This window comes from Pseudothioclava alba, assembly GCF_033100795.1.
In the GTDB taxonomy this organism is placed as follows: Bacteria; Pseudomonadota; Alphaproteobacteria; order Rhodobacterales; family Rhodobacteraceae; genus Pseudothioclava.
The window spans coordinates 75,276-100,491 of sequence record NZ_JAWLVI010000006.1 but is presented as its reverse complement, the minus strand read 5'-3'; the positions used below and the strand labels follow the sequence as shown (position 1 = coordinate 100,491).

Sequence of the window (25,216 nt, the reverse complement as noted above, 5' to 3'; positions counted from 1 at the left end):
AATGGTCATCACCGGACGCTGCTGCAGGCTATTGATCAGCGTGCTGTAGGCAGAGTTTTGACGGTCTGCATCTGGTCTTGCGCAAGGGCAAAGGCGGCCTCCAGATCCCGAGCCAAATCATTACGGGCGCGGTTTTGCTGGTCCTGATCGCTCCGGCGCAGACTATTCGCCGGATGCCACGACACCACAACCGGCCCTTCATGCAAACCCTGCTCAACTGTTACGCGCCGCTTGGGTAAGGGCGTGTCACGACCTGTCAAAGCAAAGGCTGCGCTTGCCCCTAAGGCCAGCGTCACCTTTGGCCGAATAAAAGCCAGTTCCAGCCCCAGCCACCAGCGACACCGCTCCACTTCGGTGCGCTCAGGGGGGAGGTGGAGGCGCTGCTTGCCGTGCGCGGTGAACTTGAAATGCTTGACGGCATTGGTCAGCCAGACCCTGTCCGGGTCAATACCCGCCGCCGTCATCGCCTGCTGCAAGATCTGACCTGCGGGGCCGACAAAGGGGCGGCCGGTCAGATCCTCTTGATCGCCGGGCTGTTCGCCCACGATCATCAAGACCGCATCCCTAGAACCGGAGCCCCAGACCGTCTGGGTCGCCCCCTCGCACAGCGCGCACCTGCGACACGTCATGGCCGCCGCTCGGGCTTGGTCAAGCGTGTCTGGCAAAGCATCGTTAGGCTCGGGCACCTGCGGCATCGCGGCGCGGTAGCGGGTCGAGATTGCAGCAGCCCCGGGCCGCACCTGTGATGCGCCCGCCGCGTGCATGCGCTGTACCCGCGCTTCGGCATCTTTCAGCATGTCCGGGATCAGGCGGGTTTCGGGCAGGTTCTTCCAGTATTTCTTGGGCATTTCCGACTGCATCGCATCCAGCTTGATGCGTGCCGGGTTGAAGATGTTGGCAAAATAGGTAGCCCAAAGACCCTCTGCGGCATCATCGGGTAGGGCGGGACGCGGCGCTGCTGGGCCGAAGGTCAGCCGGCCATCCTGAAACCGTGCGGTCAAGCGGGGGGTGGCGATCATCCAGTCCATATCGCCAAAACGCTTCGCAAAGAATGCGCTGCCGGGTTCCAGCGTATTGTGCTCGGGTTCAAACCACGCGGCAAAGCGGCGGCGCGGGCCATTGGCGGGGCACTCGCGAAAGCGTACAAAGGCGTGCATCTTGTGAATGTCGCGGCCAACATTCTTGGCCAGCAGATGCAGACGGCGGCCAAGGGGATCGGCCTGCGACAGGGGGGCGCCCTCGCCCCGGTCCAGCCGCCACAGGGCTTGATAAAGCAGGGCAAAACGCTCGGGGTCCGAGTGCCAGATGACCGAACTTGCCAGATGCACAAAGCTTTGCGGGACCAAAATCTGATGGGTGCCGGGGTGCGCAGGTAACGGGGCGGCGGCAAACAGACTGTTCGCGCCCGTCCAATCCATGTCCGCGGGCGCAATGCGGTGCGAGATGGCCAACCGTGCCGCCATGCGCCATGCGTCAAACGTGCCCCGCTCTGGCAAGGTGACACCGAAGGTCACAGCAGGGTCAGTTGTACAGGGGCAGGCGCGAAACGGGCCCGCAGGTTGGCGCTGTCGGTCATGGCTCCGGGGGTCCAACCGGGCAGGCTGACAAAGGCCTTGGCCTTTGTCATCAGCGCTCCGATCCGTACCAAATCTTCGTAACGCAGCGCACGGCTCCGGCGGGCGGCGATGATCCGCGCCACCGTTTTGGTGCCAAAGCCGGGCACCCGCAGCAGCATTTCCTTGCTCGCGGTGTTCACATCCAAAGGGAACTGGCCGCGATGCTGCAAGGCCCATGCAAGCTTGGGGTCAAGCTCAAGGTCCAGATGACCAGCGGTGGCTCCGGTGGCAATCTCGTCGGCGCTAAACCCATAGAACCGCAACAGCCAGTCGGCCTGATACAGTCGATGTTCGCGCAGCAAGGGCGGCTGGACCAGCGGCAGCAGCGCTGACGCATCCGGGATGGGCGAGAACGCCGAGTAATAAACCCGCCGCAGTTTGTAGCCGCTGTACAGCCGCGTTGCAGAGGTCAGAATTGTCACATCATCCGTGCCATCCGCGCCAATAATCATCTGCGTGCTTTGTCCCGCAGGCACAAAGCGCGGCGGCCTTTTCCCAGTATGCGACAGCTCTTTGGCGGCCTCTCCCTCCAGCCGCACCTGCGCCATCGTGGCGCGGATTGTCTCCGGTCGCTTTTCGGGCGCGAATTTGCGCAAGGAGGCATCCTGCGGCAACTCGACATTGATCGACAGCCGGTCGGCATAAAGCCCCGCCTGTCGGATCAGGTCTGGCGAAGCATCGGGGATGGTTTTCAGATGGATATAGCCGCGAAAGGCGTGATCCTGTCGCAAAGTCTGCGCGATGCGTACCATGTCGGCCATGGTCTGATCGGGCGAGCGGATGATGCCTGACGACAAAAACAGCCCCTCGATATAGTTGCGTCGGTAAAACTCCAGCGTCAGCGTGACGACTTCTTCGACCGAAAACCGCGCCCGCTCGACATTTGAGGATACCCTGTTGATGCAATAGGCGCAGTCGAAGACGCAGAAATTGGTCATCAGAATTTTCAAAAGCGAGATGCAGCGCCCATCCGGCGTATAGGCATGACAGATGCCGCTGCCGCCGGATGATCCAAGGCCCCCCTTGCGGGAGTCGCGCTTTTCTCCACCCGATGATGCACAGGACGCATCGTATTTTGCTGCATCCGACAGGATCGCAAGCTTGGTTTGCAAGGTCATGATTGCCATGCGGTCTAATGTAGTGTTCACTTTTTGTTCGTCAACAGGGAAAGCAAGACCACGCTTTCGTCGATGGGAATGCACCACTGGAAATTGCTACTTGAACAGCCTTTGCAGGCTTGGGCGCAGGCGTAGAAAACCGCGGTATGCCGCCTCGAAGGCGGGGGAAATGGGTGGCCAATCGGCCAAGAGGCCCAGCGGGCGCAACAGCGGGATGGCCCGCCACATTGCGGCAAAGGCGGCTGCGCCCGAAAGCAGCCTGCCATTTTCTTGCGCGTGAAACCGGGTCAGCAGGTCGGCTCGGTCAATCGGGCAGTCGGCATCCGGGGCGCAGACATCGACGAAATGGATCGCCCCGCGCCGGTCCAGCCGCCGCATTAGGGCGATTTCGCGCTGGCAAAGGGGGCAGGCGCTGTCGAACCAGACTGTCAAAGAGGCTCTCATGCCAAACCTCGCTGCGCGACAAGGGCTGGAATGTTTTCCTTCAGAGCGAAAAAGCCCTTTTGGCAGTGCGGCCAAACCTGTGCGTCCCAATCACGCAAGTATTCCTTGAGCGGCAAACCTTGTGCCAATGCCGCTTGCCGCAGCGGGCCGAACCCGTCGGCCACCAGACCAACCGGGACGAAGGCTGTCACGATCTGGGCGCAGTCTTTCGCTGCTTCGGCTAGATTGGCGGGGGACAGCGCGCCGTGGCATTTTGCCTTTGGCCAGCGGTCTTGCGCCCGCGCCAACGCATCTTTCAGCACGACCTGATCTGCTGCAGTTGCGCCCGGCAGAAAGGCAATCGAATGGATCGGCAGGCCATGCAATTGAGGTACTGTCTCGGGTGACAGGTCCTCGATGCTCAGCACCAGTAAGCTGGGCATTGAGGGGTCCGGTTTGGCGGGTTGGCGTGGTGGCAGGGGCCGGGGCACCGACAGCGTATCGGGCCCAATCACAGCCAGCGTCGACAGACCTTGGGGCGCAAAGCGACCTTGTGTCATGGCCGCAATCAACGCCGCGTCGCTCAGATACGCCTTGCCCGCGGTGTGCAGCCCCGCGACCCAGCGCCAAGACAGCGTGTTGCTGGCTGGATCGGAATCGACAAACCGCTTCATCGTAAAGCTCGCCCCGAGTTCCCACGGAAGGTCCAGCGTGAACACCCAGATCGAGGCAAACTGCATCCGTGCCCAGTTGTGCAGATAGCCGGTTGCTTCCAACTCGCGCACCCAAGCGTCGAAACAGTCGATGCCGGTTTGCCCCGCGCAGGCCATGGCGTGACGTTGGCGCAGGCTTTGGTCCGTCGCCAGCCGTGCGTTGGCCTGCGCGACGGCATGCAGGTAGGCAGGCCAAAGGGTGGGGCGGGATTCAAGCCAGCCCTTCCAATAGCTGCGCCAAAAAACCTCGCTGATGAACTTTTCCGCTGCACGATAGGGGTGCCGGGCAAGAACGGCGGCGATTGTCTCTTCTTCGCTGACCAAACGTCGCCGCAAAGCTGCCGAGAGGCGCGACACATGGTTGTGTCGCCCAGCCCCCAGATCCTTGTTGCGCAAGCGCGCGTAATCTTCCCCGGCAAAAGGGACAAAAGCCGCAAGACGCTCCAAAGCCTCTGCACGGGTCAGCGGAAGATCGGTCATCCTCTTGCTCTCTCAGCCCTTTGAACGCAGCCGCGCCCGCCCGCCATCGACGCCGATCACCTGACCAGAAATCCAATCCGCTTGCTCGGAAATCAAGAAGGCCGCCAACGCGGCACTATCTTGTGGTTTGCCCAGCCGCCCCAGCGGATGCATCTGCGCGAGTGAGGCTGCCATCTGCGGATTTCCCGTCAGCCCCGCCGCCAAGGGGGTTTCAGTCAGCGAAGGCGCAATCGCATTTACGCGGATTTTCGGGGCAAGCTCGGCGGCCAAGGCGCGGGTCAATCCCTCGACGGCGCCTTTGGCCATCGAAACCGAGGCATGGGCCGAAAACCCCTGTGCCACCGCTACAGAGGAAAACAACACCACCGATGTGACCCCCGGTGCCGCCTTCAGCGCGGGCAGCGCCGCCTGAATCGCCAGAGCCGCGCCTTGTGCATTCAGCCGAAAATCACGGGTAAAATCATCGGCGCTCAACCGCGCAAGCGGGCGCAGGTTGATGCTGCCCACCGCATAGACCAGCCCTGACAGCATCCCCCCCGCCTCGGCCGCGACCCGCGCAAAGGCGGTGTCGTCGGTCACATCGGCCTCGCTGATACCAGCGCCGAGTTCGGCCGCTAAATCGGCCAGCTTTGCCGTATCGCGCCCCACCAGGTGCAGCGCATAACCCTGCCCGGACAAAGCCCGCGCCGTTTGCGCGCCAATGCCGCCAGACCCGCCCCAGATCAAAACCTTGCCCGCCATGATGCCCCTGTGTTTTGTCCGCATCGGGCCTGCCGATACCATTCATTTCAGGTTTAGATATGTACCCGCGCCAGCAGGGGTCAAGCCGTGCGTCACCGAGCCCCAGGCCGGCCCAAGAGCGGCGCGGCTTGATAGCGTAATTTCTGCCTCTGATGTGAGAGAGAGTTCGCTTCCAGACCCATTCCGTCCGGGCATTTGACAGGGATGGTGGTGGTCGGGGTGAATGCCATAGATAATGAAAGCTGACTTATGTTCACTAAATGTTCTTTTAGCGATGAGGGTAGCGATGAGGGTGAAGAGCCATCTCACCCGAGCAGAATTCGTTTCACACGCTGAACTCCCTGCGCAACGAGCTCAGCGTCGCCGCGCGCCTCGACGTTCAGCCGCACAACCGGTTCGGTGTTTGAACTGCGCAGATTGAACCGCCAAACGCCCATGTCGAAGCCCAAGCCGTCCATGTCGTCGATCGATATTGCTTCGGGTTCAAATTCTGCTCGAACTCTCGCGATGGCGGCCTTTGGATCGTCGAGCGTGAAATTGATCTCCCCCGAAGAGGGAAATGCCGCTTTGCGATCCGCCACAAGATCCGCCAGCGGCCCGTGCCGGCTGACAAGTTCCGCGACGAGGAGCCAGGGGATCATGCCACTGTCGCAGTAGACGAAGTCCCGAAAATAGTGATGCGCGGACATCTCACCGCCATAGACGGCGTTCTCGTCGCGCATGGCTTGCTTTATGAAGGCGTGGCTCGTGCGTGTTTGGACAGCACGCCCGCCGGCTTGCGCCACAAGGTCCTGCGTGTTCCAGATGATCCGGGGATCATGGATGATCGTCGCGCCTGGATCTTTGGTGAGGAACGCCTCTGCGAGTAGACCGACGACATATTCGCCGTCGATGAATGCGCCGGTGTGATCAAAGAAGAAGCAACGGTCAAAATCACCGTCCCACGCCACGCCGAAATCAGCGCCTGAAGCGAGGACGGCTTCTGCAGTCGTTGGTCGATTTTCTGGAAGGAGGGGGTTTGGGATGCCCTGCGGGAAGCTGCCGTCAGGTTCGTGGAACAGACGTTCGAATACCAGCGGGGCCCCAAGCTCTGCAAGCCGTTCGGCAATGATATCGAAAGTAGGTCCAGCAGTTCCATGTCCGGCATTCACTAGGATCTTCAGAGGCTTCAACGCGGCGATATCAACAAACTGACAAATACGTTCGACATACGCTGCGCGCGCCTCTTCGGCGGTGTTGCGGACCTTGCCAAGAGCAGCGCTTTTCCCGAACGCATTTTCTTCGGCCAGTTCTTTGACACGCGCCAAGCCAGTGGCGGCATCAAGTGGCGCCGAACCCGCCCTCAGCATCTTTATGCCATTATAATCCATCGGATTGTGTGAGGCAGTCACACAAATCCCGCCGTCAGCTCCGAAGTGGGTGGTCGCGAAATACATTTCCTCGGTGCCTGACAGCCCGAGATCAAGCACCTCGCACCCCTGGTCAATCAAACCCTGCGTGACGCTTCTTGCCAGTGCCTCCGAAGACGCTCGGACATCTCGTCCAAGAACGACGGTTTTTGCATTCAGTGCCTTGGCGAAGGCAGCACCAATTCGATAGGCGATGTTTTCATCCAGATCGATGCCCAGGCGACCACGGATGTCATAGGCTTTGAAGCAGGTCAGCTCACTCATCCGCTGACACCATTTTTTTCGCTTGAGCCAGATTGCCTAAGTAATCACCATAGGCATTCTTACCGAATTTCTGGGCGCGATCTGCTAATTGTGCTTTGTCTATCCAGCCCATTTCAAACGCCACCTCGTCGGGGCTGCCCACTTGCTGGCCTTGGCGTTCGGTCAGTGTGCGCACGAAGTTGCCTGCGTCGAGCAGGCTGGCGTGGGTGCCTGTATCAAGCCAGGCATAGCCGCGGCCCATTTTTTGCACGTTGAGCGCGCCGTCGTGCAGGTAGCTTTCCAAAAGCGTCGTGATCTCTAACTCGCCTCGGGCCGAGGGGCGCACCGCTCGGGCGCGTTCGGGCGCTGTGGCGTCGACAAAATAAAGCCCCGTGACGGCATAGTTCGAGGGCGGCGCGGGCGGCTTTTCGATGATGCTTTTGACCGTGCCGTTGGCGTCAAAATCCACCACGCCGTATCGTTCCGGGTCTGAGACACGATAGCCAAACACCGTTGCGCCAGCGGTGGCTTTGTCTGCCTCTTTCAGCAGGTCCGGTAGGCCGTGGCCAAAGAAGATGTTATCGCCCAGCACCATGGCCGCGGGGCTACCGGCCAGAAAATCCTCGGCCAGAATAAAGGCCTGCGCCAGCCCATCGGGGCTGGGTTGTACCTTGTAGTGCAGCGAGATGCCCCATTGGCTGCCATCGCCCAAAGTGCGGATGAACTGCTCTTGGTCGTGGGGGGTGGTGATGATCATGATCTCGCGGATGCCCGCCAGCATCAGCACGGTTAAGGGATAATAGACCATCGGTTTGTCATAAATCGGCAGCAGCTGTTTCGACACCCCCATGGTGATGGGGTACAGCCGCGAGCCCGAGCCACCGGCCAGAATAATGCCTTTGCGCTTTGTCATGTGGATACCCCTAACTCTGTTAAACATTCCCTCAGGCCTGCGTGCCAATCTGGGCGCGGCAAACCAAAAACGGAGGTGGTTGTGTTACACTCAAACCGGCTGTTCAGCGGGCGGGCGGCTGGCGTGGGATAGGCGCTGGTGGGAATGGCCTGCACGCGGGTGGGGCGGCCCGTTAGGCTGAATACCCCACGGGCAAAGCTGCACCAGCTGGCATCGGGCGCGCCGCTAAAATGATAGGTGCCGGTTTTTTCCGGCGCGTCCTGCAGTTGTTGGGCGATGGCAAGGCAGGCGGCGGCAATGGCGCGCGCAGGCGTGGGGCCGCCGATTTGGTCATCCACCACGCTGATCTGGTCGCGGGTGTCAGACAGGCGCAGCATGGTTTTCACGAAATTGCTGCCATGGGTCGAAAACACCCATGAGGTGCGCAAAATGACGTGTGACGCGCCCGTGGCGCGAATACCGTGCTCGCCAGCCAGCTTGCTGCGGCCATAGGCATTGGCGGGCGCTGTCATATCACCGGGCGCCCAAGGGCTGTCGCCGGTGCCGGGAAACACATAATCGGTGGAGATATGCACCAAGGGAATATTCAGTGCCGCGCAAGTCAGGGCCATTTCCGTAGGCGCCACACCGTTGATTGCGGTGGCCAATGGTTCTTCATCCTCGGCGCGATCAACGCCTGTGTAGGCGGCGGCATTGATAACCGCGCGGGGGCGGTGGGCGTGGATGGCCGCAGCACAAGCGCCGGACTGCGCTAGATCGGCCGCATCGCGTCCCAAGGCCAGAACCGGGGCAAGCTGCTGCAGCTCGCGCGCCACTTGGCCCGTCCGGCCAAAAACTAGCAGATTGCTCATGGCGCGCCGGTTCCAAGCCGTTGGCCCACGCCGTGGCGGTCCAGCAGTGGGCGCCACCATGCGTCGTTTTCGAGATACCAGCGCACGGTGAGCTCCAACCCCTCTTCCACCGTCACGCTGGGGCGCCAGCCCAGCTCGTCGCGAATGCGCGTTGGGTCGATGGCATAGCGCGCGTCATGGCCGGGGCGATCGGTGACGAAGGTGATCAAATCGGTATAAGCGCCCGTGTCGCGCGGGCGCAACCGGTCGAGGATGGCACAGATCGTTTGCACCAGCTGCAGGTTTGTGCGCTCGTTCTCGCCACCGATGTTATAGCTGCGCCCCAGCGCGCCCTTTGTGGCCACCAACAAAAGCGCATCGGCGTGATCTTCGACGTAAAGCCAATCGCGGATATTGCTGCCATCGCCGTAAATCGGTAGCGCCCGCCCCGCCAGCGCGTTCAGAATAACCACCGGGATCAGTTTTTCCGGAAAGTGGTAGGGCCCGTAATTATTGGAACAATTGCTCAGCACCACGGGCAAGCCGTAGGTCTCATGCCAGGCGCGCACCAGATGGTCTGACGCGGCTTTCGAGGCGGAATAGGGGCTGCGCGGATCGTATGCCGTGGCCTCGGTGAACTGCACGGCCGGGTCTGCGGGCAGCGAGCCAAACACCTCGTCCGTCGAGATGTGATGAAAGCGAAACCCATCGGGCCGCCCCGCCGCCTGCCAATATTTGCGCGCCGCCTCCAGCATGTTGAACGTGCCGGTGATATTGGTGTCGATAAAATCGGCGGGCCCGTCGATAGAACGGTCAACATGGGATTCAGCGGCCAGATGCAGAACGATATCGGGTTGGTGCGTGGCAAAGGCCGCATCCAAAGCGGCGCGGTCGCGGATATCGGCCTGAACAAAGGCGTAAAGCGGGCTATCCACCACCGGCGCTACATTGGCCAGATTGGCGGCATAGGTCAGCGCGTCAAGGTTCACCACCTGATGCCCGCGCTCCACCGCCAGCCGCACAACGGCTGAGCCGATAAAACCCGCCCCACCTGTGACCAGTAGCTTCATTTGTTATCCCTCGAAGGTGAATGGGCTGTTAAAATCCCCCAAGAGCGGGGCGTGGGCATCTTTTTCACTGAGCATTGGTGCGCTTGTGAGGGGCCATGCAATGCCAATAGCCGGGTCATCCCAGCGCAGCCCGCCCTCGGTTTCCGGGGCGTAATAATCGCTACATTTGTAGACAATCTCGCTGTCGGGCATAAGCGTGGCAAAGCCATGAGCAAAACCTGCAGGGATATAGAGCTGCGCGCCGTTCTCTGCGCTTAAGGTATAGCCCGCCCAGCGGCCATAGGTTGGGCTGCCGCGCCGGATATCGACCGCCACATCGAAGATTGCACCCCGACCACAGCGCACTAGCTTCGCCTGCGCGTGCGGAGGCGCTTGAAAATGTAAGCCCCGCACCGTGCTCGTGGCCGCTGACAGCGAGTGGTTGTCTTGCACGAAGGTGGCATCAACCCCCAGGCCCACATATGCCCGCTTGCTGTAGGTTTCTGCGAAAAATCCACGATGGTCGCCATGGCGTTTCGGTTCGATTGCCAACAAACCGTTCAAGCGGGTTTCGTGAATCTTCATCTACGGCAATTCCTTTCTTTGGTGACGAGCCGAATATCAGAACCCAACAGGATCACCACCAGGAAATCCAAAAATCCACGTCTGATAGGGAAAGTAGCATTGTTGAAATCGCCAGGAAAGCTGCGATCACACCGCAACGCACGTTCCTTATGCCCCTTTACCTCGCCCGCCATCCTGTAGTGTGCTGAGTGCTCCTTGCAGAAAAGCAAATGTAGCCCTACGCTGACTCGTGGAAAATAACACAGATGGTTTCCGAAACTGCTTTACTGCTTTTAAAAAAGTGAAAACAAACGGCATGCGTTTTCCGTGTTTGCGGGCTACATAGATGCGGCTACGCGCCAGGTACCTTGCTTTAATAGATGATGTTTCTACACTTGCGCCGGATGAGTTTCCTCCCTGATGGGCAACTATCGCCGAGCGGACAAATCGGATCGGGCCGTGGTCGTTACGCAATCGGTAACTCAGGTCATCATCTTCATGAAATAGAAAAATATTTGGATCAAAGCCGCCAACCGCTTCGAACTGAGACCTTCTAATAAAAAGGGCCGCGCCGGAAAGGACATTGATCTCGCAATCTTCGGAAGGCCAGCCGCGAGGCATCTTTTCTGATGTTGGTGTCAATATTCCGCCTCGCCTAAAAAACTGGGCTCCGTCATCATCGGTGATGCGTGGATTGAAGGCCGATGCCTGAGGGTATTTCTCAGCAGCTTTAATAAGTTCGTCAATTGTGTCTGGGCGTATCATAGCATCAGGGTTAAGGAAGAATAAAAAATCTGTCCTGGCGTTTTTCGCTCCTATATTGCACGCGACACCAAATCCAAAATTTTCCGCATTGTGAATTAATCTGGCTTTATACGTATTGGCCAAATCGACGAGAACCCCTGCATCAGAAGATGCATTATCTACCAGTATAATGGGAGTTCCTGCACAGGATTGAAGCATTGCTGGCAAGACTTTGGTGCTGTTGTAGCAAACGCTTACAATCGTAACGCGTGATAGGTCGGTATGGGGGGGCATAATAACTCCGATTTTTAAGCTATGGATGCCGGATGGATTGGTAATCTCAGAAAAATACCCATCATAATCTTGTGCTGAATTGGCGTTGGAAGGAGCTTCTTAAACGGAGTGACAATCTGTAGAAACAAATTGTATTTCCACGGCATAGCGTTGGTGTGCCGGATCCTTAACGCTCTTCTAAGAGATCGATCTACATAGCTGTAATGAAATTTGCTGTTTCTTGTCAGGTAATACGTTTCTGCATACATTCGAACACACGAGGTGGCTACAGCCAAATGATCGGCGCTTAGATTGGTGTTGCCTCGGCCTTCGGAACAATAATGCGTAATGGCATCGGATATCACGACTTTCTGTGCATTTTTGAATATGGAAAAGGCAATTTGGTGGTCTTGAACGCGCAGCGTAGGGTTGAATGTCTCGACCATCAGAAGGGGGCGTGCGCAGACTGCGGTAGTGGCCCGAATTCGCTTTAGATAAAAATCAAATGGGTCGTTGATGATTGTGATGTTGCTTGCGGGATCACATGGAACAGCGAGAGGGCGGCAATCGCTCGTGCCCCGAAGTACCTTTGAGTAAATCGCATCTGACCCAGTTTTTTCGAGCACTGATCTATAATATTGTACGGCATTTGGAGCTAGGATGTCATCTCCGTCGAGAAGGACGATATAATCGGCGCCTCGCTGGTGGGCATGGCGAATGCCAATCTCAGTTGAGGCACTGACGCCAAGGTTGTGAGCGTTTGATAGCACCGTGATTCCATGGTGCTTACGTATTTGGTTTATCGACCCATCCGACGAGCAGTCATCAACTACCAAAACTTCATGTACGCCAACCTGGTTCTTGGCTGACATGATGGCGTCGAAAATCATCTGCTCTTTATTGTAGCAGGTAATCAACACAGAAAATTTGGTCATCATCAGAGCGCTCGCTTGATAGATTTACATGCCACGTCCCGAAAGGTGGCATGGCTGATTTTTGAATAACTCAGGTTAAATTCTGTGTCAGCCCTGCAGCGCATGCAAGGGCGAATTGCTTTCCAAGACTGAACGTGGGTTTGAGCGCATTGTGCCGCGGCATGAAGAACTGGTTCAGGAAGACCAGAAGGAGGGATGAAGTGGTCCCACCTTTTCGGACAGGTTTGCAGCGTTTCTAAGGTGTATCGGTTTAAGTTTTACTTCGTTGCCCTTCGGGTCATGCTGCTTTTTGTTCTTCCAAGCCTGCCCAATATGCGTCGTCTGGCGTGAGCCGATCAAGCGCGGAATGTGGCCGCTCGGTATTGTAGAATGCTAACCAATCCTTGATGACGCGTCGGGCCTGGAACCCGTCATTGATTTCTTCGAGATAGATCGCCTCCTGTTTCAGGGAGCGCCACAGCCGCTCGATAAAGATGTTGTCGAGGTAACGACCCCGCCCATCCATCGAGATACGCACGCCTGCATCCGTCAGCGTCGTGATCCAGGCTGATCCGGTGAACTGTGAGCCTTGATCCGTATTGCATATCTCGGGCGGGCCGTATTTGGCGATGGCCTCGTTCAGCGCTTCGACACAGAAGTCCGCGTGCATCGTATTCGATAGCCGCCAGCTTAGCACTTTGCGCGTGGCCCAATCCATGATCGCCACCAAGTAGGGTAGCGTCCACGGACGTGGTGTAATTTCTGCGCCGTCAACGGTGTAATCTCAGGTGGCCATCGAGGTGTATGGTCGAGGTGGAGTTTGGCGACTTCAACCACGGACCACACGGAGACCCCGATGACCAAGACCAACATGGACCTAACCGAGCTTCTGCAAAAGCACGATCAGGGCGACTTGCTGCGCTCGATAGCAGAGGCCGTCCTGCAACTGATGATGGAGAGTGATGTCGACGGCCTGATCGGTGCCGGACGCCATGAGCGGGCCGAGCAACGCACGACCTGGCGCAACGGCTATCGCGACCGTTCCCTGGACACTCGGCTGGGAACGCTTAACCTGAAAGTGCCGAAGCTGCGGCAGGGCAGCTATTTCCCCAGCTTTCTCGAAGCCCGCAAGACCTCTGAGCAGGCGCTGGTTGCCGTGATCCAGGGTGAGCCAGTGCGTCGCCATCGGTTCGAGACCGCTGGCGAACGGGATCGGCGGCGTGTCGACCCGTCGCGTCGATGAGCTGGTGCAAGCCATGGGGCTGAGCGGCATCTCGAAAAGCACCGTGTCAAAGCTGTGCAAGGATATCGATGAAAGAGTTGGTGAATTTCTGAACCGTCCTCTGACCGGAGACTGGCCCTATGTCTGGCTCGACGCCACCTATCTCAAGCAGCGCCAGGGCGGGCGGATTGTCAGCGTGGCTGCCATAATCGCCGTAGCGGCCAACACGGAGGGGCGGCGTGAAATCATCGGCCTGGGTGTTGGCCCTTCGGAGGCTGAGACCTTCTGGATGGATTTTCTGCGCAGCTTGAAGGCTCGTGGCCTCGATGGCGTAAAGCTGGTAATCAGCGACGCCCATACTGGCCTGAAAGGCGCAATCTCGCGCGTGTTCGAGGCAACCTGGCAGCGTTGCCGCGTTCACTGGATGCGCAACGCCCTGGCACATGTATCGAAGGGCCAACACACGGTCGTGGCAGCCGCGATCCGGCAGGCATTCGATCAGCCCGACCGCAAACATGCGGGTGAAACATGGCAGCGCGTGGCTGATCAGCTCCGCTCCCGTTGGCCCAAGTTGGCCGACCTGATGGATGCCAGCGAGCATGACGTTCTCGCTTATATGGCGTTCCCACGCCAACATCGAACCAAGCTGCATAGCACGAACCCGATCGAACGCCTGAACAAGGAGGTGAAACGGCGCGCCGACGTCGTGGGGATCTTCCCAAACGAGGCATCTATCATGCGTCTGATCGGCGCGGTGCTGTTTGAACAGAACGACGAATGGCAGACCTCAAGCCGCTACATGATGGTCGAGGCATTCGCTCAGATCGACAAGGAGGAGATAGACCCCATTCTCAGCATAACCACGAAAGCCGCCTGATCATGACCTCAGGCCATCTGGGAAATTACACCACCTTGACGGACGTTACCACCAAGTAGAGGAAGCCGTTCTTGACCGGCACGAAGGTAATATCTGCGCACCAGACTTGGTTCGGGTGGTCTATTACCATCTTTCTAAGCAAGTACGGATAGACGGGATGCTGCGGATGCGGCTGGCTGGTTCTGGGGCGTTTGTAGATCGCCTCTAGCCCCATCGTCGTCATCAATCGACTGACGCGATGCCGCCCTACAACTGTGCCCTCTCTTCGTAGATAAGCAGCGATCTGACGACTGCCGAAGAACGGATATTTGGTGAAGACCCGGTCAATCTCTTTCATCATGGCCAGCGTATCCGCGTTGATCCCGACAGACGTGTAATAAAACGCCGAACGCGACAGCCGCACCAGTTTGCACTGCTGGCTAATGCTCAGCTCAGGGTGATCTCGCTCGATCATAGCGCGTTTCTTTGCCGGGCTCATCGCTTCAGCCCTGCGGACAAAAAATCGTTCTCGACCGCCAACCTCCCGATCTTGGCATGCAGTTCTTTGATTTCTGCTTCTGTCGGCCCGCTCTGCTTGCCGCCTGAGAAAACGTCGGCCATCCCGTCGATAGCTTGCCGCTTCCATGTGCTGACCTGATTTGGATGCAACTGATGCTTCGCTGCAATCTCCTGCACGGTCTTGTCGCCACGCAGTGCTTCCAAAGCCACCTTGGCCTTAAACTGATCTGTAAAATTCCGGCGCTTCGCCATTTTCGTATCCCTTCATAGGTTTGGGATACACCTTAGCTAACTGTCCAGTTTTCTGGGACCACTTCAGGATATGGTCGAATTCATCTTGCCGGGCTCCACCACGGCGTTTAAAAAAATGCCGCTATGTCAACGTGATGGGGCTCGCTTACATTTTGGCACCCCGCTCAGGGAAGGCCAAAAACGCCGAGGCCAGCTGATGGCCGCCATCAAGGCGGGGCAGGGGATCTGTCTAGGTCTTTGCCATCACGATGAGCCGCATGATCACGGCGTGGCAAGCTGCTGAGCTGCAATGGGCTCGAGCTGACTTTTAGAAACTCGGGGTTCAGTTGGCTGCCAGACCCACTTGGACCGAATAACTCACACACGGAAATCCGCATTAATTATTTCAATGGGTTAGGACGAAAGAGAGTTGGGTGCCAGAACCGCTCCCTCCGCCACCTACCTTGGGCAAACCTTTCTCTGCCCACAATCGTAGCCAGAATTTTCCGTTATTTTAGAGGGTTATGGCCGTGGTGCTCTGCACTGCTTCGGCCCACGCCGTGATTGATATTGCTCTCTCCAGCCCCATTTTCTCTGTACCTCTCGACTGGCTCGATAAGGTGTAATGCCGTTAACTATACGTAATTGCTTAACAATTTTCGTTCTCCGCTAAGCACTTCGACGCCAGAGATTTGTTTTTCTATGGAACGGAGATCGAACATTTCTCTGTAGCGGATGGCACCACATTTCGGCGGCCAGATTGAGAAACCTTGTGTTTTTGACCATTTTGAGGTGAACGGAGGTCCAAAATGGCAGAATTTGAACTCGATACCGACCGGCTTGACGATGCGGCGCTCGCCATACTCAGCTTGACGCTACATGACGTGAATCGTGTTTGGAAAGGGATCGACTGGGAAATAACGGATCGTCTTCATGCGAAGGGGCTGATCCACGATCCGAGCGGTAAGGCAAAATCGCTCACCTTGACCGATGAAGGCTTGGCTCGAGCCGGAGACGCTCTTGCCGCAATGTTTGCAAAAAGTCGGCCCGAACAGGCGGAGTAACCCGACCTTTGAAGGCCAGGCCGTCCAGTCCTCGACGCCTTACAGATGATCGTTGCGGCTCTCGCCTCGCTCTTGGGTTAGCGCCATTCGTTGCTCCTTCCATTCCAGCGGGAATGGATCCATCAGATTTGCAAGCGTGACGTTCGCTGGCTGTCGACCGTCAACGATGGCATCGACCATATCTGGCGCCAGTAATGACAACCGCATCAAACGTGCCATGTAGGTAAAGGCGATCCCCTCCTTTGCGGCAAGTTCAGAAATCGATGCGAACTCGCCGGACTCGATCATCCGTTTCCAACGGAATGCGCGGGCAAGGGCTTTGACGAGCGTATTGTCTGTTCTCCTCGGGATTGAGGCGCCTTCTGGGAGTTGGACTTCTTTGCGCCCGCCGCGTTTTACAACGCGAAACGGGACCCTGACAGTTATGGTATTGGGATTGGAGGCGTTTCTGGTCATTCCGCTGCCTCCGCGTGGTTGACGGGCATTTCGCGGGTAAGGTTCGTCAACCCATCCACTCTGAGCCGCACGTTGATGCCGGCTTCCTCGATATCGACGCGTTCGACAATCAGCCCCAAAATGCGCGCCTGTTCGCCTGGGAACAGTTCGTCCCAAAGTGGGTCGAGTTGCATGAGTGCGCTGCGCGCGTCAGCCTCAGAAATCTCGCTGGACTGTTCGCAGGCCGCTTTCCATGTGCCTGCAACGATTTCCGGTTGGCGGAACACGACCCTCAGTTGTTCAATGACGGCGCTTTCGATTTCTCCGGCGGGCACTCGGCCGATCGGGCAAGATCCTGCACCATGCTTCAATACGGTCTGACTGACGTAGTATCGATAAAGCTTACCACGCCGACGCGTGTGGGTCGGAGAGAACGCCGCCCCATCGGGGCCGTAGAGCAAGCCTTTCAGCAGCGCTGGTGTGTTTGCCCGCGTCTTGTTCGCACGCGTGCGAGGGCTTTCCTGTAGGATCGTATGGACCTTGTCCCATGTGTCCTGCTCAAGGATCGGCTCATGCTCTCCAGGGTAGCTCTCACCTTTGTGTACGGCCTCGCCGATATAGGCGCGATTTTTAAGCAGCCGATACAGATACTTCTTGTCCATCCTGTTTCCGTTGGGCGTTCGCAGTCTGCGCCGATCGAGTTGCCGCGCAAGCTCTGTGGCTGAACCGATTTCAATAAACCGGGCGAAAATCCAACGGACATGCTCGGCCTTTTCCTCATCGATGATCAGCTTTCGATTTTCGACGCGGTAACCGTAGGGCGGCACACCGCCCATCCAGATTCCCTTCTTGCGGCTGGCGGCAAACTTGTCGCGGATTCGTTCGGCGGTCACTTCGCGTTCGAACTGGGCGAAGCTGAGTAGGATGTTCAGTGTCAGCCGCCCCATCGAGGTCGTCGTGTTGAACTGCTGGGTGACGGACACAAAGGTGACGCCGGTCCGGTCGAATATCTCAACCAGCTTGGCAAAATCCGCCAGCGAGCGGCTGAGACGGTCGATCTTGTAGACCACGACCACGTCGACCAGGCCGTCCTCGATATCCTGCATCAGAGCTTTGAGGCCTGGGCGCTCCAATGTGCCGCCGGAGACGCCGCCGTCGTCATATTGTTCGCGGAGCACCACCCAACCCTCGGAGCGTTGGCTCGCGATGTAAGCTTCGCACGCTTCGCGTTGGGCATGGAGCGAGTTGAATTCCTGCTCGAGACCTTCCTCGCTGGATTTTCGTGTATAAACGGCGCAACGCAGTTTGCGCAGGATCGGTTTGTTCATGTCCGCCTCCTGTAATTTTTCAAGCCAAAGAATACCCAGCCATTCCAGCGTGTGCCTGTGATGGCGCGAGCAATTGCGGAGAGCGATTTGTAGGGTCGCCCCTGCCATTCGAAGCCCTCATTGGTTACGGTGACGACGTGCTCGACGCCTTGCCACTCACGAAGCAAGCGCGTGCCCGTGATGGGCACATTGTCCACACGGATGCGCCGCCGCGATGGATCACCGCCGTCCAGATCTTCGCCGAGCTTCTCAAGATAACGAGCCGTCTCAGGCTTTAACCCGCCAAAGGCCAATTCCTGGATGCGATAGGCCAAACGGCTCTCGAGGTAGCGGCGGTTGAAGGGGGGTGGTTCGTGGTCAAACAGCTCCCGCCATTGTTTCTTCAACTCTGTAGTTGGGGTGGTTTTCAACGCTGCGATGCGCGCAGGAATTTGATCATGTTCCTTCATGAGTGCTGCTTTCGATTTCGAGGGGCAAGACGGCGTGGCTGTGCCTCGATCCGCCAGCGCTCATTTCCACCGTTTTCAGCCGGATTTTCGCGAGTGCGCATATTTGGCCGCGCGATGGCGAGCGCGAGCAGACTGCAAATCTCAGCCTGACGTTCTTGGGCAGTCATGTGGTCTGGGTGCAGTGCGTTGGGGCGTTTCAATAGACGGCGTAGGGCATCCGTGTGCAATGCCGGGTTCAGAGCGTTCATGTTGCTTCCTTTCTGATTGAAACTGCATGAATGCTCGGACACACTGAGTTGTGTAGCGAACTTTCTCCATAAATATCAGTATTTTGCCGACTTTCTCTTCGGTGTAGCCGGACAAGGCCAAGCGCCAGCAAGCTGCAAAGCTCGGCGCGGCGATCTCGGGCGGTCATGCGGTCGGGTTGTAGGGCGTTGGGGCGTTTCATGGGGTTTCCCGGGTCGTTCTCTCGCCCAGCTTCTACTCACGCCTTTTGGAAACCGTCCCACGCCCAACGCGATGATTGACCTGTTGTCGCGAGAACATAAGATGAACATTATTTCCCCGACAGAAAGGATTCGCCATGGCCGGCAATCTCAAGAAGTTCGTGAACCCACGTTTTCTGAAGACCATTGATCCCATGCTCATGCGCCAGCTCTTCGAGCGCCATTTCGCTGACGGGGTTGCGCCCATCGCCTTTGATGATGAAGAGGCAGACCATCGTGGCCTGCTGGCAGAGTATTTTAACCAACCCGTCAATGACTGGTCCGAGGGGCTGGTGGCTGACCTGCACCGAATTGCGGAACTGGGCACATCGCATGGGCTGGAGACGATCCTGTCGGCGGCACGGCGCCAACAGATCACGTTGTTCGAGCCTGCCGACACTGAGCAGACGGCAGATGCACCCGCAAAACAGGATCCGAAACATGTCGCGCTGCGCGTCTATCTCCAGCACCACGACCTGTTCGAGGTCGCTGCGGACCAAATGGCGTTGAGGGCGCCGACCGCGATGGCCGAGTTTCGTGGGCCAGAACGGGATGTGCCTGCGGATTTCACCGACGAGGTCGGAGCAGCATTCGGGGCCGCCGCGGCGGCACTCTTCGCCAAGGACTTGCAGGGCGGTTATTGCCGTTTGGCGCCGTATGACGAGGATGACGAATTCAATCTGGTCTTGAGCCATGGCGCTCCGGTCAAGACCACGCCTGTGGTTTCGGGCGATCGTGAAGAAATCATCACGGTGCGTGCGGTCAAATACGCGGCCCTGCGCTATAACGCGACCGAGGGGCGCCTTCTGATCGGCGGCGTCCTGAAATCCCAGCAGGTTGAACTGGCGGAGCTCTTCGCCACCCATGTGCTGGGCCGCCCCGGCTTCTTCGCCGGTGATCACGCGCGGGATCTCTACACGCTGGATCCCATCTCCGAGGCAGGCCCCCACTTTGCCTTCGAGCACAGGCATGATGACGCTATCCACAGCGTGACCATCGTGGCTGCGGCAGCCGATCTTTTCGAATGGGATGAGGACGCGCAGGCCTCGCGGCATCTGCGCAGCTGGGTGACCAAGGACACCAAAGGCGCATTGCGCAACTTTGCCACCAGCGAGGTGGATTTTCGGCAAGGCTGGCAGCTTGGCGAGATCACGTTCCGTGTGTTTTTCCATGTGGGCAAAAAGAAGCCGGCCCAGTCCACAGTGCGGCTGAAACCTCCCGGGACCTTGGCCTTCCGCCGCACGCGGTTCGAGAAATCGATCCACACGCTTATTGCACGCAACGGGTTGGAGAAAGACCATGATTTTGATCTGGTTGTGGAAGCGGCTGAATAAGACAGGCGCGCGCCCTGAGGTCTCTGGCCGACTGCTGCGGCGCTTCCCCGAGGCCGAAATCAACAAGCTGCTCAGGGCGCGCATCCTGATCGAAGAGCGCAAGATCGAAAGTTGGGGCACCTGCGCGCATTGCGATTGCGGCTATGATGCCAGAGTGATCCAGGAAATCGACGGCAAGCTCGTCGCCTGCTGCCCGCTCGACCCCAGCCAGGATGTCATCCTCGAGCCGAACGACCTTATCCGCTATCGGATCGATGGAGAGCAGTTGATCGCGGCCATCGCGGCGGCGGGCAAGTTGACAGGGACGCCGGCGGCGATTTCCGCAGGGCTTTGGTCGATGGGTAAGACTGCGACGGGGCGCAGCATCTTTTTGTGCCAGTCACCCAGGGACGTGTTTGTGCCGGGCATCTCGATGCTTTTGAAATCGCTCGCCGGGGGCACGCTGCCGATTGTGGTCTTTGATGAGATTGACCAAGCCAGTGCCATCCGCCTGCACGACATGGAAATCGACGTTCACGATGTCTCCGAGATCGTTCACGCGGATGGGAACGGCGGTAAAACGATTTTCTTCGGCGGCCTGCTGCCAGCAGGTAACCGCGTCCGCTTGATCATGGATCGGTCCATCCCGTCCGTCATGCTTGATGGAAGGGTTCTGGACATGTCGGTTCAGATGGTTGCCGTTCTCGTTTTGCTCGCTGAACAGGCATGCCGCAGGGACCCGATCATCAAGAAGCAAATCATTGAGGCTGAGACCGGCCGCCCGCCGAACGAGGTTATTCGGGATTTGCGCAAAGCCCTTGTGGCACCCGGCGCGCCGGCTTCGGCGGCCAAGGAACTGATCGCAACAGTGCATGGCGTCGGTTATCGGTTGGGTCTCGCGCCAGACGCAATTTCCTTTGCCGATGAGGGCGCCACACACAAACGGCACACAATCCACACATAACAAACACACAAACGGAAGGCCGGGGTCGGTCAAGTTCGGAGCAAGAGAAATCAAGCTTCGAGGACCCCGATCATGCCCACCAGATTATCTACCGCCGACGTTGTCACGCTGATCGACGAGGCCAATCGCGCCGCACGTCGCCTGCAGCGCAAATTGCGCCTGCCGCCAGCTGACCTCGAGGATCTCTCCCAGGATCTGCTGCTCGATCTCATTTGCCGCTTGCCCGGATTTGACGCGCGCCGCGGCAGCATTGGCGCCTTCGCCAATATCGTATTGCGAAACCAGTCATCGCGTATCGCGATGCGCATCCAGCGTCAGCGTCGGGCGCAGGACGGGTGGATGTTTTCGCTCGATGCGCCGATGGCAGGTAGCCGCGAGCCTCTGAAAAATCTGCTGCTTGAGGAGGACGGCCTGGCCAGCTGGTACGGTCAGCGCCCTTTTGACACCGACATGCTGCATGCGCGGCTTGCGACCGAATGCGCGCTGGCCCGTCTGAGCAATGGTGATCGCCAGCTCTGCCGTGCCCTGTCCCGTGTCACTGTTTCTGACCTTGTCGCCCACGGCGCTGTCAAACGCTCAACCCTCTATCGCCGGATCTCCGCTCTTCGTCCCGTCCTCACCGCCTACGGCCTCGGCCCCTGCTGGGACGGTTTTCAGACCGCGTGAGTAGAAGCAGGGCGAGGAGAGCAAGATCATGATCACAGCAACCATCACCACGGTCCGGCCGAAGTCCCCGCTGACGGAAATCCAGTTCTGCGCCTGGGTGGCGCAGGCCTTGCCCGGCGACCGTTTGGAATACCACCGCGGGTTTCTGGTGCTCGATACATTCCCGGGGCTTTCCAAGCTTGGGGACAATGAGCGCACGGAACTGGCCCTCTTGGGAAAGCGGGCCTTTTGGACCGAAGGCAAAGGCCTCGTCCACCTCGTCCAAGAACGCCTTGGGCCGGACCTGTTTTCCTACCTCGCAATCGCGCGTCCCAAGACGCCCGGATCCGCTGATGCCGTGACGCAGCTCGCTGCTGTCGCCGCCTGACCATCCCCCGAAAAGGAACCTCTCATGACCTATCCTGACAACACGCCCAGCATCAACGACATGCTGACCCTGCCCGCAGGCGATTTGGCGCAGCTGCCGGTGGAACTGCTCGCCGCGCTCCAAGCCGAGCTGGACCATGCGGCCAAGCAGCTGAAGGCTGCCAGCGCCAAATTCAACAACGCTCTCGAGGTGCGTTACGCCACCCGCGCGGCCGAGGCCCGGCGGGCTTGCGGCAAGGACACCGGCACCGTCCGCCTCGTCGATAGCGATTACACCGTGGTCGCTGACCTGCCGAAACGCATCGACTGGGATCAGGAAAAGCTGGCGCAAATCGCCGCCAACATTGCCGACAGCGGCGAGGATCCCGCTGAATTCATCGATACCAAGCTGTCGGTTTCCGAACGCAAGTACGGCGCACTTCCCGAGGCCTGGCGCAAGGGGTTCGAGCCTGCGCGCACCGTGAAGGTCGGCACGTTGAAGGTCACCCTCGAGCCGAATGAGGCCGCGTGATGAGCGAGCGAAAATCACCAAGCGGCCTGTCCCGCACAGGCCCTGACAATGGCTTTTGCCATTCAGACGTCCCGGAAACTCCATCCACCATCGGAAAGGCTGCCCCCATGAAAAACCTCGACATCCCGCACGAAACTCTGCAGCGCCTCCCCGGGCTCTTTCGCCGCTGGGAGCTCGCCGAGATCCTCAAGTCGAACGGCCGTTACCAGATTGAAGATGCCCGTGCGCATGCCGATGGCACGCCCTTGTTTGCCGTTTTTGAGAGCGATTGGGCGAGTGAGACCACCGAAGTCGACGTCGTCGTCCATGACACGCCTGCCAGCGGTGATCCGCGCTCCATCATTCCGGACGGATTGCTTCCGAGAGGACTGGCCTCGCGGCTTCCGCTGATCATCGAGATCGAGGCGCCCGAAGATGACGAACCAAAGATGATGTCACTCTTCGGCCCAAACGGAGCCACGTTGGCCGACCTCTACCTTGCAATCCAAGGTGAGCGCGCAATCGCCGAGGCGGCCCGAGAAACAGTTCTGGTTTTGTCGGTCCTGCTGGATCGCCTGTTGGCACATGGCGCAAACCCCGGGACGCATGTCTGCGCGGCTCTGGAGGTGATCGCCAGGTCGAAAGCGGCGGAGCGCGCCCAATGACCGTGCCCGTCTCAATCACAACAAGCGACGAGAACCTGCCCGGTTTGATTGTCCGAGCGGCGGCTATGCTGGCAGGCGCCAAGACCGCTGCGGAGGTTCTGGAAGCTCGCGAAGCCGCAGGCCTTGCCTATGATGTCGCCAAACGGGCCGCACGCCTGAAAAGCGCAAAAGCCGCCCATGATGATCTTGTCGCTGCCGCCCACCGTGCGCAGGCCGATGCCCTGGAAATCGAGGCCGCCGCCAAACGGCGTCTCGCGGATGAATACGATGCCGCACAGGCGCGGGGTGATGTCAAACGCAACGGCGGGGATCGGAGCACTGTTGAAGACCGCAACACTGCCTCGGCCGCTGACCTCGGCCTGCGGCGCGACCAGATCCATGATGCGCGCCTGATCCGCGACGCAGAGGTCGTTGATCCCGGTATCGTGCGGCGCACGCTGGATGAACGCCTCGAACGTGGCGAGGAGCCGAACCGAGCGGCGCTGCGCAAGATGGTGGTCGATGCTGCCCTGCGGGGCATGCGCCCGCAGCGCAAACCCAGTCGGCGGAACCCGCTTTATGTCCCGCCGACGCCGCAACAGGTCGCCTGGCAGCATGTCACCGGCACGTTCCGCGCCTTTGCAGAATGGGCCACCGACGAGAACCTGGCGCTTGCGCGAACGGGTATGCGCGACGCTCGCGACAGCCAGTTTCATCATCTCGACGTCGCGGCCATCGCGGCGGGGTCGGAAGCTTTCACCAACATCAAGGAGTGGTTCGATGCTTGACAGCCAGTCAGCAGCCTTTGCCGAACGCGTCTGGGAGGTGGCCTCCCAGCTTGGCAACAATGCCCCGAAAATTGCCGACGACATCATGGGCGCGGCATTCCCTTTGACCTGTTCGCAGGCACGCGCGGAAGGCGCGATGCGTATGCTGCGGACCGGGATCATTTCTGAAGTGAAGCGGATCCTGCGTAACCGTCACGACGTGATGACCCAGACGGATTTCGCCGACCGGTGTGACGCCTTCGCGCCTCTCGTCCGCGACTTGCGATCGAAGTCCTACTTCGTCGAAAGCGCTGAGGAATACGTCGCGGTCCCGGACCTGATCGAAGACCCCGATTTGCTCAATGACGCGCGCCAATTCATGCGCCGCAAGGGTCGCGAATGCCTCGCCGAGGCCGACCGGCTCGACGCGCTTTACACCGCTGTAACCGGCAACGCCTGTGCCGCTGAAATGACCGGTGAGGTGCTGTCATGACCTGCGCGCTCCCCATCATCACCGCTGACCAGCGCCTTGCAGAGCACCGTGGCATCAAAGGCGTGATCTTCGGCCGATCGGGCATTGGCAAAACCAGCCTGCTCTGGACGCTGAACGCCTCAACCACGCTGTTTTTTGATCTCGAAGCTGGCGATCTGGCCATCGAAGGGCTGGCGATCGACGCCATCCGGCCGCGGACCTGGACGGAATGTCGGGATTTCGCGGTGTTCATCGGTGGCCCGAACCCGGCACTGCGCGATGATCAAGCCTATAGCCCCGCGCATTATGCGGCCGTCTGCAAGAAGTTTGGTGATCCTGAGGCCCTCGCCAAATACGACACGGTGTTTATCGACTCGATCACCGTGGCCGGGCGGCTGTGCTTTCAATGGTGCAAGGGCCAGCCCGAGGCGCACTCGGAAAAGACCGGCAAGCCCGATGTGCGCGGTGCCTACGGGCTTCATGGCCGCGAGATGATCGCCTGGCTGACCCATCTGCAGCACACGCGCGGCAAGAATGTCTGGTTCGTGGGTATCCTCGACGAGAAGCTCGATGACTTCAACCGCAAGGTCTTCGTGCCCCAGATTGATGGGTCTAAGACCGGGCTCGAGCTGCCGGGAATCGTCGATCAGGTCATCACCATGGCCGAGATCAAGGGCGAGGATGGCCAGCTTCAGCGCGGCTTTGTCTGCCAGACGCTGAACGGCTGGGGCTACCCGGCCAAGGACCGCTCTGGCCGCCTTGGCCTCCTCGAGGCCCCGCATCTGGGCCAGCTGATGGACAAGATCCGCGGCCCCCTCGTGCCCGCTGAGCGGCGCCTGACCTACCAGCCGCCACAGCTGCCCGCGCCATCCCCGGCGCAGGCCACCCCCACCGACACCCCATCCAGCTGAAAGG

The 25,216-nt window shown here is 59.0% G+C and carries 29 protein-coding genes and 2 pseudogenes; 12 read left to right on the top strand and 19 right to left on the bottom strand.

The window, feature by feature from the left end; translation table 11 throughout:
• Positions 1–35: 35 nt before the first annotated feature.
• The 13 genes and pseudogenes from RYZ20_RS13535 to RYZ20_RS13475 all read right to left on the bottom strand — a co-directional run.
• Positions 36–1,514, bottom strand: a complete 1,479-nt coding sequence (locus tag RYZ20_RS13535) for a UdgX family uracil-DNA binding protein (RefSeq protein ID WP_317674340.1) — start codon at positions 1,512–1,514, stop codon at positions 36–38.
• A complete protein-coding gene (locus RYZ20_RS13530) occupies positions 1,511–2,743 on the bottom strand; it encodes a putative DNA modification/repair radical SAM protein (protein ID WP_317674338.1) in 1,233 nt (410 codons plus the stop codon). The genes RYZ20_RS13535 and RYZ20_RS13530 overlap by 4 nt, the downstream gene beginning before the upstream one ends.
• Positions 2,744–2,830: 87 nt before the next feature.
• Positions 2,831–3,166: a thiol-disulfide oxidoreductase DCC family protein gene (locus RYZ20_RS13525; protein WP_317674336.1), complete on the bottom strand. Its 336-nt coding sequence runs from the start codon at positions 3,164–3,166 to the stop codon at positions 2,831–2,833.
• Between the two features lie 8 nt (positions 3,167–3,174).
• Positions 3,175–4,266: an FAD-binding domain-containing protein gene (locus RYZ20_RS13520; RefSeq protein WP_317674334.1), complete on the bottom strand. Its 1,092-nt coding sequence runs from the start codon at positions 4,264–4,266 to the stop codon at positions 3,175–3,177.
• Positions 4,267–4,362: 96 nt separating this feature from the next.
• On the bottom strand, positions 4,363–5,091 hold the full coding sequence (locus RYZ20_RS13515) for an SDR family NAD(P)-dependent oxidoreductase (RefSeq protein WP_317674332.1): 729 nt from the start codon (positions 5,089–5,091) through the stop codon (positions 4,363–4,365).
• Positions 5,092–5,396: 305 nt separating this feature from the next.
• Positions 5,397–6,764, bottom strand: a complete 1,368-nt coding sequence (locus tag RYZ20_RS13510; RefSeq protein WP_317674330.1) for a phosphohexomutase domain-containing protein — start codon at positions 6,762–6,764, stop codon at positions 5,397–5,399.
• Positions 6,757–7,656 (bottom strand): glucose-1-phosphate thymidylyltransferase RfbA, encoded by a 900-nt coding sequence (gene rfbA, locus RYZ20_RS13505; RefSeq protein ID WP_317674328.1) that lies wholly within the window; start codon positions 7,654–7,656, stop codon positions 6,757–6,759. The genes RYZ20_RS13510 and rfbA overlap by 8 nt, the downstream gene beginning before the upstream one ends.
• Positions 7,653–8,507: a dTDP-4-dehydrorhamnose reductase gene (gene rfbD, locus RYZ20_RS13500; RefSeq protein WP_317674326.1), complete on the bottom strand. Its 855-nt coding sequence runs from the start codon at positions 8,505–8,507 to the stop codon at positions 7,653–7,655. The genes rfbA and rfbD overlap by 4 nt, the downstream gene beginning before the upstream one ends.
• A complete protein-coding gene (gene rfbB, locus RYZ20_RS13495; RefSeq protein WP_317674324.1) occupies positions 8,504–9,556 on the bottom strand; it encodes a dTDP-glucose 4,6-dehydratase in 1,053 nt (350 codons plus the stop codon). Before rfbB ends, rfbD begins: the two co-directional genes overlap by 4 nt.
• A 3-nt stretch (positions 9,557–9,559) precedes the next feature.
• The gene (rfbC, locus tag RYZ20_RS13490; protein ID WP_317674322.1) at positions 9,560–10,120 is read right to left on the bottom strand and encodes a dTDP-4-dehydrorhamnose 3,5-epimerase; all 561 of its coding nucleotides are present in this window, start codon (positions 10,118–10,120) and stop codon (positions 9,560–9,562) included.
• A 147-nt stretch (positions 10,121–10,267) separates the two neighbouring features.
• On the bottom strand, positions 10,268–11,137 hold the full coding sequence (locus RYZ20_RS13485) for a glycosyltransferase family 2 protein (RefSeq protein ID WP_317674320.1): 870 nt from the start codon (positions 11,135–11,137) through the stop codon (positions 10,268–10,270).
• A gap of 14 nt (positions 11,138–11,151) precedes the next feature.
• Positions 11,152–12,051, bottom strand: coding sequence for a glycosyltransferase family 2 protein (locus RYZ20_RS13480; RefSeq protein WP_317674318.1), 900 nt, complete (start codon positions 12,049–12,051; stop codon positions 11,152–11,154).
• 310 nt (positions 12,052–12,361) lie between these two features.
• Positions 12,362–12,790: pseudogene (locus tag RYZ20_RS13475) on the bottom strand (transposase); the annotation flags it as partial.
• A gap of 96 nt (positions 12,791–12,886) precedes the next feature.
• Between RYZ20_RS13475 and RYZ20_RS13470 the strand changes: the two are divergent.
• A pseudogene (locus RYZ20_RS13470) lies at positions 12,887–14,129 on the top strand (IS256 family transposase).
• Positions 14,130–14,154: 25 nt separating this feature from the next.
• Here the strand turns inward: RYZ20_RS13470 and RYZ20_RS13465 are convergent.
• Positions 14,155–14,583, bottom strand: a complete 429-nt coding sequence (locus RYZ20_RS13465) for an IS3 family transposase (protein WP_317674316.1) — start codon at positions 14,581–14,583, stop codon at positions 14,155–14,157.
• Positions 14,584–14,603: 20 nt separating this feature from the next.
• Positions 14,604–14,879, bottom strand: coding sequence for a transposase (locus tag RYZ20_RS13460; RefSeq protein ID WP_317674314.1), 276 nt, complete (start codon positions 14,877–14,879; stop codon positions 14,604–14,606).
• A gap of 70 nt (positions 14,880–14,949) precedes the next feature.
• Here RYZ20_RS13460 and RYZ20_RS13455 point away from each other — a divergent pair, with 70 nt between their 5' ends.
• Together RYZ20_RS13455 and RYZ20_RS13450 are read left to right on the top strand one after the other, a co-directional pair.
• On the top strand, positions 14,950–15,162 hold the full coding sequence (locus RYZ20_RS13455) for a hypothetical protein (protein WP_317674312.1): 213 nt from the start codon (positions 14,950–14,952) through the stop codon (positions 15,160–15,162).
• Positions 15,163–15,667: 505 nt separating this feature from the next.
• On the top strand, positions 15,668–15,922 hold the full coding sequence (locus RYZ20_RS13450; RefSeq protein WP_173495998.1) for a DUF6429 family protein: 255 nt from the start codon (positions 15,668–15,670) through the stop codon (positions 15,920–15,922).
• 39 nt (positions 15,923–15,961) lie between these two features.
• On the opposite strand, the gene RYZ20_RS13445 is transcribed toward RYZ20_RS13450, so the two are convergent.
• From RYZ20_RS13445 to RYZ20_RS13430, 4 genes are read right to left on the bottom strand one after another with little or no spacing between them, the layout of a single operon-like run.
• The gene (locus RYZ20_RS13445; RefSeq protein ID WP_173495999.1) at positions 15,962–16,378 is read right to left on the bottom strand and encodes a hypothetical protein; all 417 of its coding nucleotides are present in this window, start codon (positions 16,376–16,378) and stop codon (positions 15,962–15,964) included.
• Positions 16,375–17,685 (bottom strand): recombinase family protein, encoded by a 1,311-nt coding sequence (locus tag RYZ20_RS13440; RefSeq protein WP_173496000.1) that lies wholly within the window; start codon positions 17,683–17,685, stop codon positions 16,375–16,377. Before RYZ20_RS13440 ends, RYZ20_RS13445 begins: the two co-directional genes overlap by 4 nt.
• Positions 17,682–18,134 (bottom strand): DUF2924 domain-containing protein, encoded by a 453-nt coding sequence (locus RYZ20_RS13435; RefSeq protein ID WP_173496001.1) that lies wholly within the window; start codon positions 18,132–18,134, stop codon positions 17,682–17,684. Before RYZ20_RS13435 ends, RYZ20_RS13440 begins: the two co-directional genes overlap by 4 nt.
• A complete protein-coding gene (locus RYZ20_RS13430; RefSeq protein ID WP_173496002.1) occupies positions 18,131–18,382 on the bottom strand; it encodes a hypothetical protein in 252 nt (83 codons plus the stop codon). The genes RYZ20_RS13435 and RYZ20_RS13430 overlap by 4 nt, the downstream gene beginning before the upstream one ends.
• Before the next feature lie 335 nt (positions 18,383–18,717).
• Here RYZ20_RS13430 and RYZ20_RS13425 point away from each other — a divergent pair, with 335 nt between their 5' ends.
• The 9 genes from RYZ20_RS13425 (at position 18,718) to RYZ20_RS13385 (ending at position 25,212) form a co-directional block, all read left to right on the top strand.
• Positions 18,718–19,953: a hypothetical protein gene (locus RYZ20_RS13425; RefSeq protein WP_173496003.1), complete on the top strand. Its 1,236-nt coding sequence runs from the start codon at positions 18,718–18,720 to the stop codon at positions 19,951–19,953.
• Positions 19,934–20,896: a helix-turn-helix domain-containing protein gene (locus tag RYZ20_RS13420; RefSeq protein WP_317674307.1), complete on the top strand. Its 963-nt coding sequence runs from the start codon at positions 19,934–19,936 to the stop codon at positions 20,894–20,896. The genes RYZ20_RS13425 and RYZ20_RS13420 overlap by 20 nt, the downstream gene beginning before the upstream one ends.
• A 72-nt stretch (positions 20,897–20,968) precedes the next feature.
• Entirely contained in the window at positions 20,969–21,562 is a 594-nt protein-coding gene (locus RYZ20_RS13415; protein WP_173496005.1) for a sigma factor, read from the top strand.
• A 28-nt stretch (positions 21,563–21,590) separates the two neighbouring features.
• Positions 21,591–21,929 (top strand): hypothetical protein, encoded by a 339-nt coding sequence (locus RYZ20_RS13410; protein WP_173496006.1) that lies wholly within the window; start codon positions 21,591–21,593, stop codon positions 21,927–21,929.
• A gap of 24 nt (positions 21,930–21,953) precedes the next feature.
• On the top strand, positions 21,954–22,439 hold the full coding sequence (locus RYZ20_RS13405) for a hypothetical protein (protein WP_173496007.1): 486 nt from the start codon (positions 21,954–21,956) through the stop codon (positions 22,437–22,439).
• A gap of 107 nt (positions 22,440–22,546) precedes the next feature.
• Positions 22,547–23,083 carry a hypothetical protein gene (locus RYZ20_RS13400; protein WP_173496008.1) on the top strand — a complete coding sequence of 179 codons (537 nt, stop codon included), beginning with the start codon at positions 22,547–22,549 and terminating at the stop codon, positions 23,081–23,083.
• Positions 23,080–23,850 carry a hypothetical protein gene (locus RYZ20_RS13395; RefSeq protein WP_173496009.1) on the top strand — a complete coding sequence of 257 codons (771 nt, stop codon included), beginning with the start codon at positions 23,080–23,082 and terminating at the stop codon, positions 23,848–23,850. Before RYZ20_RS13400 ends, RYZ20_RS13395 begins: the two co-directional genes overlap by 4 nt.
• A complete protein-coding gene (locus RYZ20_RS13390; RefSeq protein ID WP_173496010.1) occupies positions 23,843–24,322 on the top strand; it encodes a hypothetical protein in 480 nt (159 codons plus the stop codon). The genes RYZ20_RS13395 and RYZ20_RS13390 overlap by 8 nt, the downstream gene beginning before the upstream one ends.
• Positions 24,319–25,212, top strand: a complete 894-nt coding sequence (locus tag RYZ20_RS13385) for an ATP-binding protein (protein WP_173496011.1) — start codon at positions 24,319–24,321, stop codon at positions 25,210–25,212. Before RYZ20_RS13390 ends, RYZ20_RS13385 begins: the two co-directional genes overlap by 4 nt.
• The last annotated feature ends 4 nt before the right edge of the window (positions 25,213–25,216 follow it).